At 64.7% G+C, this 15,022-nt stretch carries 14 protein-coding genes; 11 read left to right on the top strand and 3 right to left on the bottom strand.

Annotated features, from left to right (window positions below):
- Positions 1–4 precede the first annotated feature (4 nt).
- The gene (locus tag KOM00_RS06570) at positions 5–361 is read left to right on the top strand and encodes a YtxH domain-containing protein (protein ID WP_216498080.1); all 357 of its coding nucleotides are present in this window, start codon (positions 5–7) and stop codon (positions 359–361) included.
- Positions 362–491: 130 nt separating this feature from the next.
- Here the strand turns inward: KOM00_RS06570 and KOM00_RS06565 are convergent, their stop codons facing one another.
- Both KOM00_RS06565 and KOM00_RS06560 read right to left on the bottom strand, forming a co-directional pair.
- Positions 492–1,382 carry a phosphoribosylaminoimidazolesuccinocarboxamide synthase gene (locus KOM00_RS06565; RefSeq protein WP_216498079.1) on the bottom strand — a complete coding sequence of 297 codons (891 nt, stop codon included), beginning with the start codon at positions 1,380–1,382 and terminating at the stop codon, positions 492–494.
- A 108-nt stretch (positions 1,383–1,490) separates the two neighbouring features.
- Complete coding sequence (locus KOM00_RS06560) at positions 1,491–3,068, bottom strand: peptidylprolyl isomerase (RefSeq protein ID WP_216498078.1); 1,578 nt, start codon at positions 3,066–3,068, stop codon at positions 1,491–1,493.
- 242 nt (positions 3,069–3,310) lie between these two features.
- On the opposite strand from KOM00_RS06560, the gene KOM00_RS06555 reads away from it, so the two are divergent.
- The 6 genes from KOM00_RS06555 to KOM00_RS06530 all read left to right on the top strand — a co-directional run bounded on the left by KOM00_RS06555 (position 3,311) and on the right by KOM00_RS06530 (position 9,673).
- Entirely contained in the window at positions 3,311–4,354 is a 1,044-nt protein-coding gene (locus KOM00_RS06555; RefSeq protein ID WP_216498077.1) for a rod shape-determining protein, read from the top strand.
- 42 nt (positions 4,355–4,396) lie between these two features.
- Entirely contained in the window at positions 4,397–5,410 is a 1,014-nt protein-coding gene (locus KOM00_RS06550) for a glycosyltransferase family 2 protein (RefSeq protein ID WP_216498076.1), read from the top strand.
- Positions 5,411–5,445: 35 nt separating this feature from the next.
- Positions 5,446–6,015 (top strand): D-sedoheptulose 7-phosphate isomerase, encoded by a 570-nt coding sequence (gene gmhA / locus KOM00_RS06545; RefSeq protein WP_216498075.1) that lies wholly within the window; start codon positions 5,446–5,448, stop codon positions 6,013–6,015.
- A 42-nt stretch (positions 6,016–6,057) separates the two neighbouring features.
- Complete coding sequence (gene gmhB, locus KOM00_RS06540; RefSeq protein WP_216498074.1) at positions 6,058–6,642, top strand: D-glycero-beta-D-manno-heptose 1,7-bisphosphate 7-phosphatase; 585 nt, start codon at positions 6,058–6,060, stop codon at positions 6,640–6,642.
- A 94-nt stretch (positions 6,643–6,736) separates the two neighbouring features.
- Positions 6,737–8,911: a hypothetical protein gene (locus tag KOM00_RS06535; RefSeq protein ID WP_216498072.1), complete on the top strand. Its 2,175-nt coding sequence runs from the start codon at positions 6,737–6,739 to the stop codon at positions 8,909–8,911.
- A 3-nt stretch (positions 8,912–8,914) separates the two neighbouring features.
- Positions 8,915–9,673 carry a TSUP family transporter gene (locus KOM00_RS06530; RefSeq protein ID WP_216498071.1) on the top strand — a complete coding sequence of 253 codons (759 nt, stop codon included), beginning with the start codon at positions 8,915–8,917 and terminating at the stop codon, positions 9,671–9,673.
- 3 nt (positions 9,674–9,676) lie between these two features.
- Here the strand turns inward: KOM00_RS06530 and KOM00_RS06525 are convergent, their stop codons facing one another.
- A complete protein-coding gene (locus KOM00_RS06525) occupies positions 9,677–10,345 on the bottom strand; it encodes a hypothetical protein (RefSeq protein ID WP_216498069.1) in 669 nt (222 codons plus the stop codon).
- A gap of 151 nt (positions 10,346–10,496) precedes the next feature.
- Here KOM00_RS06525 and KOM00_RS06520 point away from each other — a divergent pair, with 151 nt between their 5' ends.
- From KOM00_RS06520 to hypD, 4 genes are all read left to right on the top strand, one after another.
- Entirely contained in the window at positions 10,497–10,700 is a 204-nt protein-coding gene (locus tag KOM00_RS06520) for a SlyX family protein (protein ID WP_216498067.1), read from the top strand.
- Positions 10,701–10,718: 18 nt separating this feature from the next.
- Positions 10,719–11,669 carry an aldo/keto reductase gene (locus tag KOM00_RS06515; protein WP_216498065.1) on the top strand — a complete coding sequence of 317 codons (951 nt, stop codon included), beginning with the start codon at positions 10,719–10,721 and terminating at the stop codon, positions 11,667–11,669.
- 117 nt (positions 11,670–11,786) lie between these two features.
- Entirely contained in the window at positions 11,787–12,653 is an 867-nt protein-coding gene (locus KOM00_RS06510) for a glycyl-radical enzyme activating protein (protein ID WP_236026787.1), read from the top strand.
- Positions 12,654–15,014: a trans-4-hydroxy-L-proline dehydratase gene (gene hypD / locus KOM00_RS06505; protein ID WP_216498062.1), complete on the top strand. Its 2,361-nt coding sequence runs from the start codon at positions 12,654–12,656 to the stop codon at positions 15,012–15,014.
- The last annotated feature ends 8 nt before the right edge of the window (positions 15,015–15,022 follow it).

Below are 15,022 nucleotides of genomic sequence, written 5' to 3'. Positions count from 1 at the left end.
GGCTATGGCCGGAAGAGACAACAAGGTGATGGTTGGGGCGATGCTGCTCCTGGCCGGAGGCATCATAGGCGCCGGGGTCGCGCTATTGTACGCGCCGCAAAGCGGCGAGAAAACCCGCAAGGAGCTCGGGCGCTACGCCAAAAAGGCGCGCCGCAAAGGGGAGGAAGCCCTGGAGGCGGTCGAGGACTTCTCCGATCATGTGGGGGAGATGGCCGAGGCAGTCGGAGAGCGCGCCTCTGAGATCCTGGATCGCGGCAAGGACATGGCCTACAGCGCCAAGAAGGGACTCCTGAAGGCCCTGGAGGACGGCGAAGCGCGCCTGATGAAGGAGAGGTCGCGGCTTGCCAAACTGATAGGCTGAGGCTGAGACTAAGACTAAGACTAAGTAGCTGCCATAACGAGAAAGGCCCCGCGTCCTACGATGCGGGGCCTTTTCGATTGTCTTAATCTTAATCTTAGTCTTAGTCTTAATCTTAAGTTTTTATCTGTCTCTAGATCCCCTTGCCGGTCAGCTTCACCAGCGCTTCCATGTACTTCTCGCCGGTCTTTCTGACGATCTCCTCGGGGAGCGGCGGTGCCGGGGCGGTCTTGCCCCAGTCCAGGGTCTCCAGGTAGTCCCTCAGGAACTGCTTGTCGAAGGAGGGCTGCGGGCCGCCCGGCTGGTAGCTCTCTTTGGGCCAGAAACGGCTGGAGTCCGGGGTCATGCACTCGTCGATGATGATCAGCTCCCCTTCGTGGATGCCGTACTCGAACTTGGTGTCGGCGATGATGATCCCCTTCTGGTCGGCCAGGTCGCGCGCCTTCTCATAGATCTTGAGCGTCACCGCGCGCACCTTCTCGGAGATCTCCTTGCCGCAAATCTCGCACATCTGCTCGAAGGAGATGTTCTCGTCGTGGGTGCCGAGCTCTGCCTTGGTGGAGGGGGTGAAGATCGGCTGCGGCAGACGGTCGCTTTCCTTGAGCCCCTCGGGGAGCTTGATGCCGCAGATGGCACCGGTCTGCTGGTAGTCCTTCCACCCGGAACCGGAGATGTAGCCGCGCACGATGCACTCGGCGGCCAGCGGCTGGGCCTTTTTCACCCACATGGAGCGGCCCGCCAGGACGTCGGCGTAGGGCTGGCACTCCGCGGGGAAATCGGCCACGTCGGTGGAGATGATGTGGTTCTTGATGATGTCTTCCATTTGGCGAAACCAGTAGGCGGAGATCTGGGTCAGGACGTACCCCTTGTTGGGTATTCCCTCGTTCATGATGACGTCGAACGCGGAGATCCTGTCGGTGGTGACGATGAGCAGCGTTTCACCGAGGTCGTAGATGTCGCGCACCTTCCCGCGTGCGGCAAGTTTGAGGCCGGGGAAGTCAGTGTTGAGTACCGGTGTAGTCATTGGTGCATTCTCCTTTTATTCGCCCTTAGCGTGAAAAGTGAAAGGTGAAGAGTGCACCCGCACCCTCCACCTCGCACTTGTAAGCTGTGATACTTCCCAGTAGTCCCGTTAGTCCTGGAGCACCATCGGGTTGATGTCGATCTTCGCCTTTTCGCGCAGCCCCTTGACCCACTTGTCCAGGGCCTCCTGCTGCTTCTTGGGAAGCAGGGCCGCCTTGATGGAGCCGGAATCCTTGGCGAGCTCGGTAAGGGGGGCCTCGGTGCGGGACTTGAGCGCCACGGCGTACCAGCGCTCGCCCACCTTGAAGGGCTGCTTGGCGGCCTGGTTCGGGGCGTTCAGGGTGAAGGCAGCCTCCATCAACTCGGGGGAGGTGCCGATGGCGGGGACCACGCCGGTCGGGGCGAAGCCGAAGCTGCCGGTCTCCTTGGCGGCGCCGCCTTTGGACAGCTGCTGCAGCGCTTCCTCGGCCTTCTTCTTGGCCAGGTCGGCGGCCTTGACCTCGACGGCCTTGGCTTCCACGGCGCCCTTGATCTGGGCCAGCGGCGGTACGGCGGCCGGCTTCTTGTCCAGCACCTTGACCAGGTAGATCCCCTTGGCGGTCTCGACCGGTCCGCCCAGTTCACCCTGCTTCAGGGCGAAGGCGCGGGCGACAACCTCGTTCTCGCCGGCAAGCGCTGCGGCGGGTGCCTTGGCGGTGAAGAACGCGGTCTTCTCGACCTTGCCCCCAAGGGCCGCTGCGGCTCCGTCCAGGTCGCCGTTGGCCTTGAACTTGTTGACCGCCTCGGCGGCCTTCTCGTAGGCTTCCTTGGCTGCCTTCTGCTTCTGGGCGTCGGCGGTGGCCTTGTCCTTCACCTCGGCGAAGGGGAGGATGCCCCCTTTGCCCTGGTAGCGGTCGATGTTCTTCTGGTAGTAGGTCTGCACCTCATCCGCGGTGACGCTCACCTTGGCGGCCGCCTGGGCAGGGTTCACCACGGTGTAGGCGACGGAGACCTGCTCCGGGGTCTTGAAGTCGTTCTGGTGCTCCTGCAGGTAGGAGGTGAGCTCCTGGTCGGTCAGCTTGACGCTCCCCTTGACGTCGGCGGGGGAGAAGGAGACGTAGGCGAGGTTCACCTTGTCGTTTTGCTTCTTGAAGGCTTCCTTCACCTCGGCGTCGGTCACCGTGGCGGATTCCTTGATCTTGTTGCGGGTCTTCTGCAGCACCATCTCCTGTTCCTGGGACTCCTCGAAGTCCTTCGGGGTGATGCGGTTTACCTTCAGGGTCTGCTGGTAGACGCCGAAGTCGAAGGCACCGTTTTTCTGGAATGCGGGGATCTTGGCGATCTCTGCGGCAACCTGGTCCTTGTTCACCTTGACCCCCATCTTCTTCGCCTCGTCGAGGATGAGGACGTTGTCGATCAGGGTGTCGATGGTGAGCTTCTTGATCCCCATCTGCTTTTCAAGTTCCGGGGTCAGGCTGCGGCCGTAGATCTGCTCGTAGAGGCCGCGGGTGCGGTAGTAGCTCTTCTGGAACTCGTCCAGGGATATCTTGGTGCCGTTTACCGTTGCCGCATAGCTCTTGCCACCTCTTCCGTCACTGCCGCCCTTGCCCCATACCAGGAAGATGGTTCCTATGAAAGAGAGGACGATGACGACGAATACGACCTTGATGACAATGGATTGCTTGTACTTCCTCATTACACCTAGCATTCCGGTTCGGCTCCTTTGCGCTGATAAAAAATAGAGTCTAGCTCACACTCAAGAGTGCCGAATCATAATATACTTTAATCGCAAAAGCAACGGTAGAATGAAGCAGTATACCGACCTCTCCCAGTCCAGCTCCAGACATCCGGCGGGTTTTCTTTCTTGCAAGGGTGCGTACCATTTGCTATATTTCCTCCTTTGACACCGGGCAGGGTCCGGTTATTGCGATAATTCAAAGGAGTTCATGCATGTTTAAGATTTTCGACTCCCTTTTCGGCATGTTTTCTAACGATCTGGCCATCGACCTTGGCACGGCCAACACCCTCGTCTACCTCAAGGGGAAGGGGATCGTGGTGCGTGAGCCTTCCGTGGTGGCGGTCCAGAAGATGCCGAACGGCCAGCAGAAGGTCCTCGCCGTCGGGATGGAAGCGAAGAAGATGCTCGGTCGCACCCCCGGTACCATCACGGCCATCCGGCCCATGAAGGACGGGGTCATCGCCGATTTCGACATCACCGAAGAGATGCTGCGCTACTTCATTCACAAGGTTCACAACAGAAAGACCCTGGTACGTCCGAGGATCGTCATCTGCGTCCCCTCCGGGATCACCCAGGTGGAGAAGCGCGCCGTCAAGGAAAGCGCCGAGTCCGCCGGCGCGCGCGAGGTGTACCTGATCGAGGAGCCGATGGCAGCCGCGATCGGCGCCGGCCTCCCCATCACCGAGGCCTCCGGCAACATGATCGTCGATATCGGCGGCGGCACCACCGAGGTGGCCGTGATCTCGCTGGCCGGCATCGTCTACACCAAGAGCGTCCGGGTGGGTGGCGACAAGATGGACGAGGCGATCGTCCAGTACATAAAGCGCAAGTACAACCTCCTGATCGGCGACCGCATGGCCGAGCTGATCAAGATCGAGATCGGCGAGGCGTACCCCGGCACCCAGCTTCTGCACATGGAGGTCAAGGGGCGCGACCTCGTCTCCGGGATCCCCAAGACCACCGAGATCGACTCCAACGAGATCCGCGAGGCGCTCTCCGAGCCGGTTACCGCCATCGTCGACGCGGTGCGCAACTGCCTGGAGCGCACTCCGCCCGAACTGGCGGCGGACCTCGTCGACAAGGGGATCGTCCTTGCCGGCGGCGGCGCGCTCCTGAGAAACCTCGACGTGCTCCTGCGCGAGGAGACCGGCCTCCCCGTGGTTACCGCGGAAGACCCGCTCTCCTGCGTCGTGCTCGGCTCCGGAAAGGTGCTTGACGAACTCGCGCTGTTGCGCAACGTCGCGGTAAGCTCCTAGTTTCCTGTTCTCACATCTGCCGTTTCTGCCCGAGGGATCCTCATGGACGACGCTATCATTGACGTCATCATACCCGTATGGAACCGGCCCGAAGAGACTCGAAACTGTCTGGTCAACCTGATCAACCACACCCCGAACGCCCGATTTATCATCGTCGATTGCGGCTCCGAACGCGACACCGAGAGGATGCTGCAGGAGTTCGCTGACGGGCTGGACGAGCGCGCCCTTTTGATGCGCGACGACAGCAATATCGGGTTCGTCCGTGCCGCCAACCGCGGTTTCCAGAGCTCGACGGCCCCCTTCCTGGCCCTGCTGCGCAGCACCAGCATAGTCAGCGCGCGCTGGCTCGACCCGCTGCTGCAGTACGCCCAGGAGCATCCCGAAGCGGGCATCCTGCTCCCCTGTCTCGATCCGGGAGACCCCTGCGAGGGGCCCTGCGAGGTGGAGAGCGGTTCCTTCGCCGCCATGGTGATCCGCCGCGAGCTGTACCGCGAGATCGGCGGTTTCGACGAGTCGCTGGACGGCGGGGTCTGGTGCCTGAAGGATTTCACCCGGCGCGCCTGCGCGAAGGGGTACTTGACCTTGCAGGTGCCGGGTCCCCTGGTGAGCCACCAGGAGGAGGTCCCGCTCGGCTCGGAACTCAGGCGCCGGGAGACCCTGCAACGGAGCATGGCCGCGTTCCGCGAACGCTGGGGCGAGGGGGGGAGCTACCTGCTGCACGTCCCCAAGGGGGTCGAGCTGGAGCTCTTGCGCCAGAAGCTCGACTGGCTGCTCCAGGGGGCGCGCCACGGAGACAGCTACACGCTGCTTCTGCCCCACGGCCTGAACCAGGCGGCCCAGCAGTCGGGCCTCTCCTGCCTGCACGAGAACGTGAAGCTGGTGCCGCTCCCCCGCATGGCCTGGGACGGCATGAAGCGACGCATCTACGAGAAGCTGGTCGCCCAGCGTCCCGGCACCATGCCGGTTACCGCGGTGGACGGGCTGCCGTTTCCCTGGAGCGAGCGCTACCTCTCGTTTTCGGAACTCACCGAGCGGATCAAGGCACGGGTTCACTAGCATCGCTGCGGGGAGCCGCGGCACGCGGAGGGTTGATGAAAGAAGAGATCAAGGCCCAGCTCCAGGCCCACGCCCAGGTCATAGCGGCGCTCGAAAGGGACCTCTGTCCGTCCCTGGAGAGCGCCGTTTCGCTTTTGGCTGCGGCGCTGCGCGACGGGAAGAAGCTGCTTGTTTTCGGTAACGGCGGCTCCGCCGCCGACGCGCAGCATTTCGCCGCGGAGATCGTGGGGCGTTTCAAGCTCGAGCGCCGCGCGCTGCCGGCCATCGCGCTCAGCACCGACACCTCCATCCTCACCGCTGTGGGGAACGACTACGGCTTCGAACACATCTTCTCGCGCCAGGTGGAGGCGCACGCCAACCCGGGGGACGTGCTGGTGGGGATCTCCACCAGCGGCAACTCCCCCAACGTCAAGCTGGCCCTCGAGACCGGGAAGCGGCTGGGGTGCCGCAGTATCGCCCTCTTGGGCAAGGACGGCGGGAGCATCAAGGGGGTGGCCGAGCTCTCCCTGGTGGTGCCCAGCGACGACACGCCCAGGATCCAGGAGGGGCACATCACCATGATCCACATCCTGTGCGACCTGGTGGAGCGGGAACTTTTTTCATGACGGTGCGGCGGGATTAGGGCAGCGGGAAAGGCCAGGGGTACCATGGGCAAGCGGCGTGCGGTCTTCCTCGACCGGGACGGAACCATCAACCAAGAGGTGCAGTACCTGAGCAGGGTGGAGGATTTCCGTCTCATCCCCGGGGTCCCCTACGCGCTGCAGCGGCTCAAGGATGCCGGTTTTCTCCTGGTGGTGGTCACTAACCAGTCCGGCGTCGGGCGCGGCCTCTACGACGAGGCGGCGCTGCAGGCGATCCACGACCGCATGCACGAGGAACTGGGAGACTTCGGCATCACCATCGACGCCTGCTACTTCTGTCCGCACCACCCCGAGCACGGCGTCGGCGACTACCGCGTGGAGTGCAACTGCCGCAAGCCCCTGCCGGGCATGCTGGAGCAGGCGGCGCTCGACTTCGACATCGACCTCTCCCGCTCCTACATGGTCGGCGACAAGTTGGGCGATATCGAGGCGGGACTCAACGCCGGCTGCACCTCGCTCATGGTGCTGACCGGCTACGGCGCTGCCGAATCGGCGCGGCTCCCCAAAGGGGTCCGTGCCTACGAGGACCTCCAGGCGGTGGTCGAGGCGATCCTCGTCGCGGAAGGGAAGGGGAAGCGCAAGAGACGCTGAACCGGCAGCGCAGCAGGGACGACCGCCTTCTTTCAGCGGCCGCTACCGACCGGTCCCGCGACCGGCAGGAGCGGCCTTTTTCGCAGGAGTGGGCATGAAGCCGTACCACCAGATCTTCCCTGATGCAGCCGGGTCCACCATGACCCTGGAACTGCCGGCGCAGAGCGGACGGATCCCGAAGGGGAGCTACGCCTTCGTCGAGTGCTACTGCAACACCCCCGGGTGTGACTGCCGCCGGGTCGCACTGTTGGTGCTGGACCAGAAGCAGCGGCAGAAGGCGCTGATCTGCCTCGGCTTCGACGGCGACGGACCCTTCTGCGGCCCCTACCTGGACGGCTCCAGCTATCAAGTCCCCTACGCCGACGAGCTCCTCGACTTCTGCGTGCACACCCTCAATTCCCGCACGGAGTGGGTGGAGCGCATGTACCGGCGCTACGGCGAGGTGCGGGAGCTGATCGACGGCGTCCCCTACAACGGCAGACCTTTCCCTATTCCCGGAGACCTTTTCTACCGTGCCATGCCGGCACCGGACCTGGAGACCATGCTCACCGAATCGGTTCGGCACGGTTTCACCCCCGGTTGTCCCCAGCCCCCCTGCGCCGGGCAGGGGGAGCCGTCGGGGACCATGCGCCTCGTGGAGCTGTACGCGCGGGCCGGGGTGAGCGCTCCCATTGCCATCCTCATCTCCCTGCAGGACGAACTGCACCGGCACCTCCTGGCCGACCCCCTCGCGGTGGAGGAGCTGGCGGCCCTGCTGGCGGCGCTCGGACGGGCCGCCAAGGCTGACCATGACCGGATCTCGGCGGCCTTGAGGATCCTCTCCCTCACCCTGGAGTTCTACCAGGTGGAGATGGCGGGGGGGCGCCCGGGTGCGAGGCAGCAGCTGCAGCGGCTGCAGAGCGCCCTCGCGCTGCGGGTGTACCTGGAACGAAGCGGCATGGAACTGCGCCTTTCGGTGACCGACATACTGGTGCGCAGCCGGTTGAACCTGATCCCCGAACTGCAGGCGATCTGCCAGGCGGGGGAGGGGAAGGCGGAGGGTGGGCTCGACCTGAACGCCGCCTCGAGCGAGGAGTTCGTCTCAGGCGTGCTCCGGCATTTCGCCTCCGTCGGGGTGACCTGTCCCTTCGCCGGCGCCCAGGAGATCCTGGAACTGTTCGCGGTCAACGACCCTGAGCTGAGGCCCGGGCTCACCTGGGAGCTTTTGACCGCCGACGCCCCGTTTCTGCGCGAGATCGCCGCTCTGCTCATCTTCAACGCGGATCCGGAACTCTCCCGGGAGGTTGCCCGCATGCTGGTCTCGGTGGCGGGCGCCACCCTGACCCCCAATACGCTGCGGCGCCTGATCATGGCGCGCAACTGGTTTCCGGAACCGGCCCGAAGCATCGTGGACCAGACCATCAGCAACGCGCGGCGGGCTCGGGTGCCGTGCGCCCACCTGGAAAACCCGGACGAGGAAACCGTGTACGCCAGTTGCCTGGACGGTTCCGGGGGGCAGGCGTTCCAGGTCATCGTTTCCGACCGGGCCGCCTATGCCGGGTGCACGCTGCTGCTGCAGGAGGGGGGAGGCGTCGCCGACTGCACCGTGGTGCGGCTGGAGACCCGCAGGGACCGGGAGGACTTCATCCGGGCGGCGCGCAGCCGGCGCTGCTGCCTTACGTCGACCGGCGAGTACCTCGACCTGCGCCTGGGGATGGCCATCGCGGCCGGGACCGAGGCGGGGAGGGTGCCCGGGCACTGGCTGGTGCGGGTTGCCGAACTTCTGGGGCGCGGCCACTGGAAAGGGACCCACCCCGACCCGGCGCAAACCCTGCGGCAGCTGGCCGAAGAGGTTGCCGCACCGGATTCGCCCGAGGAGGGTGCCAGCGCGGAGCTCCTCGCCCTGGAGGAGTCGGGGGGGTGGCACCGCTACCGCGCCCTGTTCGGGAGCTGGAAGGTGGAGGGAAGTGCTGTGGACCGCGTCGTCGAGGCGGCCCGCGGCGCCAAAGGAGCGGTCAGGACGGCGACGGTGCTGGAACAGTTGTGCGACCAGGTCCTCGAGCAGCAGCGGCCGGTCCTTTTGGAGCGGCTGGTCCTTGAGACGCTCTGGCTGAAGGCTGCAGCGGGGGAGGCGCCCATCCCCTGGCAGCGGATGTACCACGTGGCGCGGGCGGTAGCCGATCAAAACATAGCATTGAAGGAGATTCCGTTGGCAGTATCGATAGCACGTCAGAGTTTCACCGCGTACCGCAGGCACGAGCAAAACGTCAGGCAGGGGAGTGACAGCTAGTTCATGGAGATTTCACCGGTTCTTTTCCCCGTCATGTTCCTTACCGGCGCAGTCGCCGGCCTTATCGACGCCATCGCCGGCGGTGGCGGCCTCATCACCATACCGGTCCTGCTCGGCCTCGGCCTGCCGCCTCAGGCTGCGCTGGGCACCAACAAGCTCCAGGCCAGTTTCGGCTCCTGCAGCGCCATGGCCCACTTCGTCAAGGCGGGGACCGTCAACCTGCGCGACGCGCTCCCCGGCGTCATCTGGACCACCATAGGCGCCATCCTCGGCTCGTACACGGTACAGCAGATCGACCCGGGCTTTTTGAAGAAGTGCATCCCGTTTCTCTTGCTTGCCATCCTCTGCTACACCATCTTCACCCCGAGGCTCGGCGCCGAGGAGGTGCACCCGCGCCTCCCCCGCAGGCTCTTCTACGCGGTTGCGGGACTCGGGCTCGGCTTTTACGACGGCTTCCTCGGACCGGGGACCGGTTCGTTCTGGGTGATCGCCATCATGCTCGGGCTGGGCTTCGACATGCGCAAGGGGACCGGCTACACCAAGCTCTTCAATTTCGTGAGCAACATCGTCTCGCTGGTGGTGTTCGTGGCAGGGGGGCACGTGCTGCTCTGGGCGGGGCTGCTGATGGGGGCGGGGCAGGCGGTCGGCGCGCGGGTCGGGGCCAGGCTGGTCATCCACAAGGGGACCCGCTTCGTGCGGCCGGTGTTCATCTGCTCGGTGCTGGCGGTGACGGCGAAGCTGTTCTGGGACAGCTACCGGTAGGGATCAGATCTCCCGCAGGTTGCCGGCTTCGGTCTCGGCGCCGAGGTCGCGGGCGTTCAACTCCTGCTCCAGGTGGGTCAAAAGCTCGGTCACCTGCTGCACATAAACCTGCGGCACGCTCTCCAAAAGGCGCAGGGCGTTGTCCAGCCGCTTGGCGGCGGAAACGGCGGCCTTCAGCGGCACGAGCGGGTTGGGCTCTTCCCTCAGCGCGGCCACTTCCTTGAACTTCTTCAGCACGGTGGGGTGGCTCTTCTCCTCTTCCACCACGCGCTTTCTCAAGTCGCCGTACTCCTCTGCGGAAAATCCCTTCTCTTCCTTGGCCTGGCGCAAAAGGTCTATGGACCGGAAGTCGGGGAGGGGACGCAACTCCTCGCGCCGGTCCAACAGCTGCGGCTCTTCCTTCTCCATGAAGCGGTAGGCCATGGTGAGCTTCTCGGCGGTACCCCGCTTTATGCGTATCTCCTGCACGCAGTACTCCTCAAAGGTCCCGTAGCCCCACTCGCGGAACCGTCCCCTCTTGCTTACGTCCAGCAGCTTCTCGCCAAGCTCCACCCAGGACGACTTGAACCTTTTCGCCTTGTCCAATACCTCGTACCGGTCCGTGCCCGGCTCCAGGTGCTGCATGATGGACTCGATGTGCCGCTCGCTGCTCGACTTCGGTGTTTCCTGCATCGCTACCTCCATTGCCCGGCACTTCGCGTCGCCGGAACAGTGAGCGAAATTATCAGAATCCGTCCGGTTTTTGAAGTTTTTTATCTTGGCTATCGCTTTGAATCGGGTTAAACTTTGCGAGCCTCACAACCGGCACGACAAGGAGCTTACTATGGAACAGCGTCTGACTGACATGGAGATGCTGATCATGCACCAGGGTCACATCATCGACCAACTGAACGAGGTGGTCACCGGGCAGCAGGCCGTCATCGACCAGCTCACCAAGGAACTGAGGGCCATCAAGGAACACCTGCGCGGCCTGAGCGCTTCCGAGAACAGGCTCCCCTCCGAAGAAGAGCCTCCGCCCCATTACTAACCCCGGAACAGGAAACACATGAAGAAAGTTGCCCTCGGCTGCACCGGCCTCAGCATCAATCCCCTCGTTTTCGGCACCCTTCCGCTTGGTCCCCTGCAGGCCTCCCTTTCTCCCGAGGAAGGGGGACGCCTGATCCGCTACGCGCTGGAACGCGGCGTGAACCTCCTGGACACGGCCGAGCTCTACCAGACCTACCCGCACATCCGCGCCGCACTGGCCGGCTTCACGGGCGAGGTTCACATCGCCACCAAGACCCACGCCAACACTGCGCAGGCGGCCCGCGGGCATGTTGAGCGGGCGCTGACCGAGCTCGCAGTGGAGCGGCTGGACATCGTGCACCTGCACGGCGCCCGGGTCGCGGATCCCTTCGTGGAGCGCCCGGAGGTGATCGAGGTGCTGCTCAGGATGAAGGAGGAGGGGAAGATCGCCCACGTAGGGCTCTCCTCGCACTTCGTCAGCGCCATGCGGAAGTCGGTGCAGCACCCCGAGATCGAGGTGGTGCACCCGCTCATCAACCGGACCGGCATGGGGATCATCGACGGGTCCCAGGAAGAGATGGCCGCCGCCATCGCGGCCTGCGCCGCGGCCGGCAAGGGGGTCTACGCCATGAAGGCCCTGGCCGGCGGGAACCTCATCTCCACTGCCCGCGAGAGCCTCCGCTACGTGCTGGGGCTCGCCGGGGTGCACGGCATCGCGCTGGGCATGCTCTCGGAGGCCGAGATCGACGGCAACCTGGCGCTCTTCCAGGAGGGGCGGGCCGACGAGGCGCTCTGGAACACCCTGGAGGGGAGGCGCCGCAAGCTCACCATCATGGAGGCCTTCTGCAAGGGGTGCGGCGCCTGCGTCCCCGCCTGCACCAACAACGCGCTCTCCCTGGTGGACGGCAGGGCAAAGGTGGACGACGACGAGTGCATCCTGTGCGGCTACTGCGGGGCGGCTTGCCCGGAATTCATGATCAGGGTGGTGTAGCCCAGTGGCGGACCCGGCGGACCAGGCGGGTCAGGTGGGAACCGGAGGAGCCGGTTAGTGCAGGCAAGGGGTGGTGGGGTGGCGGATAGAGCTATGACTGAGGGCATTGTCTTTAACTTGCAACGGTACTCTCTGCACGACGGACCGGGCATCCGTACCACGGTCTTTCTGAAGGGGTGCCCTGCGCGCTGCTGGTGGTGCCATAACCCGGAAAGCCAAACTCACACCCCGGAAACAGCCTGGTCCCAAAACCGCTGCATCTCCTGCGACGCCTGCCTGTTGGCCTGCCATGAAGGGCTCAAGCCGCGGGAGGCCTGCCGCACCTGCGGCGCCTGCGCCGATGCCTGTCCGACCGGCGCTCGCGAACTGCTCGGAAAGGAAACCACCGCCGACGAGGTGCTGCAAAGCATCCTGAAGGACCGCATGTTCTTCGAGGACTCCGGCGGCGGGGTCACCTTCTCCGGCGGCGAACCGCTCTGCCAGCCCGCCTTTCTCAAGGAACTCCTGCTCGCCTGCCGCGCCCAGGGGATCCATACCGCCGTCGACACCGCCGCTCTCTGCCCTTCCGAGACCCTGCTCGACCTCGCCCCGCTGGTGGACCTCTTCCTCTTCGACCTGAAGTGCGCAGACGAGACGCTGCACCAAAAGGGAACCGGCCTTGGCAACCGCCGCATCCTGGAAAACCTGGAACAGCTCGGGCGGGTACACCGCAACATCTGGCTCAGGATCCCGGTCATCCCCGGCTTCAACGACACGGAAGAGGAGATGGCCGCGCTGGCCGAGCACGCAGCCCGCGCCGCCGGGGTGCGCCAGGTCTGGCTGCTCCCCTACCACGGCACCTGGAGCGCCAAGCCTGCGCGCCTTGGCAAGAAGCCGCCTGCCGAGGCCTTGGCCGCGCAGGCGCCCGCACCGCAAACCATGGAGCTTTTCGCCCGGTTCTTCGCAGCCCGGGGATTGGACACGCAGATAGGAGGGGGAGCATAGATGACCGGAAGAACGACACGACTGCGCCAGGAAAGCCTTGCCGCCGAGCCCGCCATTTCCGCCGAGCGGGCGCTGCTGCTCACCGAGTTCTACCGCGAGAACGAGGGACGCTGGTCCGTCCCGGTCATGCGCGCCAAGTCCTTCCACTACCTGTGCGAGAAGAAGACCATCTATATAGGCGACGGCGAGCTGGTGGTCGGGGAGAGGGGACCGGCGCCGAAGCTGGTTTCGACCTACCCGGAACTGACCTGCCACTCGGTCGAGGACCTGCGCATCCTCAACTCGCGCGAGCTGACCTCCTACCGCGTCGACGGCGCCTGCCTCAAGGCCTACCAGGAGACGGTGATCCCGTACTGGGGCACCCGCAGCCTGCGGGACAAGATCTTCGCCGCACTCCCCGAGGAGTGGCATGAGGCCTACCGCTACGGCATCTTCACCGAGTTCATGGAGCAGCGCGCCCCCGGGCACACGGTGCTGGACGACAAGATCTACCGCAAGGGGCTGCTCGACTTCAAGAAGGAGATCGCTCAGGCCGTCGATGCGCTGGACTTCGCCGCCGACGCCGATGCCTGGGCCCGCCGCGAGCAGTTGACCGCGATGGACATCTCCTGCGACGCCGTGATCCTCTTCGCGGAGCGCCACGCGAAGCTCGCCGAGAGCATGGCCGCCGCCTGCACCGACCCGGCACGGAAACAGGAACTCCTTAAGATCGCCGCCAACTGCCGCTGGGTCCCGGCCCACGCACCAAGCGACTTCTGGGAGGCGCTGCAGTCCTACTGGTTCTGCCACCTGGCGGTGATCACCGAGCTGAACGGCTGGGACGCCTTCAGCCCCGGGCACCTGGACCAGCACCTGTTCCCCTTCTACCAGGCCGAGCTGCAAAAGGGGACGCTCACCAGGGAGGGCGCCCGCGAGCTTTTGGAGTGCTTCTTCGTCAAGTTCAACAACCACCCCTCGCCCCCCAAGGTGGGGGTGACCGCGGCGGAGAGCGGCACCTACACCGACTTCGCCAACATCAACCTGGGCGGGCTCCTTCCGGACGGCTCCGACGGCTCCAACGAGGTGTCGCACCTGCTTTTGGAGGTGATCGACGAGATGCATCTCCTGCAGCCTTCCAGCAACGTCCAGCTTTCGCGCAAATCCCCGGACGCCTTCCTGAAGCACACCCTGAAGGTGGTGCGTAACGGCTACGGCTTCCCCTCGATCTTCAACGCCGACGCGGTGGTCGAGGAACAGCTGCGCCAGGGTAAGAGCCTGGTGGACGCCCGCGCCGGAGGGTGCAGTGGCTGCGTCGAGGTGGGGGCCTTCGGCAAGGAAGCCTACATCCTCACCGGCTATTTCAACCTGGTGAAGATGCTGGAGCTTGCCCTGCACGACGGCGTGGACCCGCTGACCGGGGTGCAACTGGGACCGAAGACGGGGGCCGCCGAGAGCCTCGGGAGCTTCGACGAGCTCTTCGAGGCGTTCCGCGCCCAGCTCGCCCACTTCCTGGACATCAAGATCCGCGGCAACCGTCTCATCGAGATGATCTACGCCTCCCAGATGCCGGCTCCCTTTCTCTCCGTGCTGACCGACGACTGCATCAGCCGGGGGGTGGACTACAACGCGGGGGGCGCCCGCTACAACAACAGCTTCATCCAGGGGGTGGGCATAGGGAGCATCACCGACGCGCTCTCCGCCATCAAGGAGCACGTCTTCGAGCGCAACGCCCTCTCCCTGCCGGAATTGGTGGCGAAGCTCGACGCCGATTTCGCCGGGGACGAGCCGCTCAGGCAGCGCCTTTGGAACAAGACCCGCAAGTACGGCAACGACGACGACTACGCCGATGACCTGATGCGGCTGGTGTTCGACGCCTTCTTCGACGAGGTGGACGGCAGACCCAACACCAAGAACGGCGTGTACCGCATCGAGATGCTTCCCACCACCTGCCACGTCTACTTCGGCTCCGTCACCGGCGCCACCCCCGACGGTCGCCGGCGCGGCACCCCGCTCTCGGAGGGGATCTCCCCGGTGCAGGGGGCGGACCGCGGAGGGCCCACCGTGGTGATCCGCTCCGCCGGGAAGATGGACCACATCAGAAGCGGCGGCACCCTGTTGAACCTCAAATTCTCCCCGGCGCTCCTTACCGGCGCCGGAGGTCTGGACGGCGTGGCGAGCCTGGTGCGGAGCTACTTCCGCATGGACGGGCATCACGTTCAGTTCAACGTGGTGAACGTGGAAACCCTGAAAAGGGCGCAGGAGAACCCCGCCGAGAACCGCGACCTGATCGTGCGCGTCGCCGGGTACAGCGATTACTTCTGCGACCTCTCCACGGAACTGCAAAACGAGATCATCGCCCGGACCGAGCACACCTCGCTCTAGGGGAGGGA

The sequence above is a fragment of the Geomonas diazotrophica genome (assembly GCF_018919385.1).
In the GTDB taxonomy this organism is placed as follows: Bacteria; Desulfobacterota; Desulfuromonadia; order Geobacterales; family Geobacteraceae; genus Geomonas; species Geomonas diazotrophica.
This window is presented reverse-complemented; position numbering and strand designations above follow the sequence as displayed.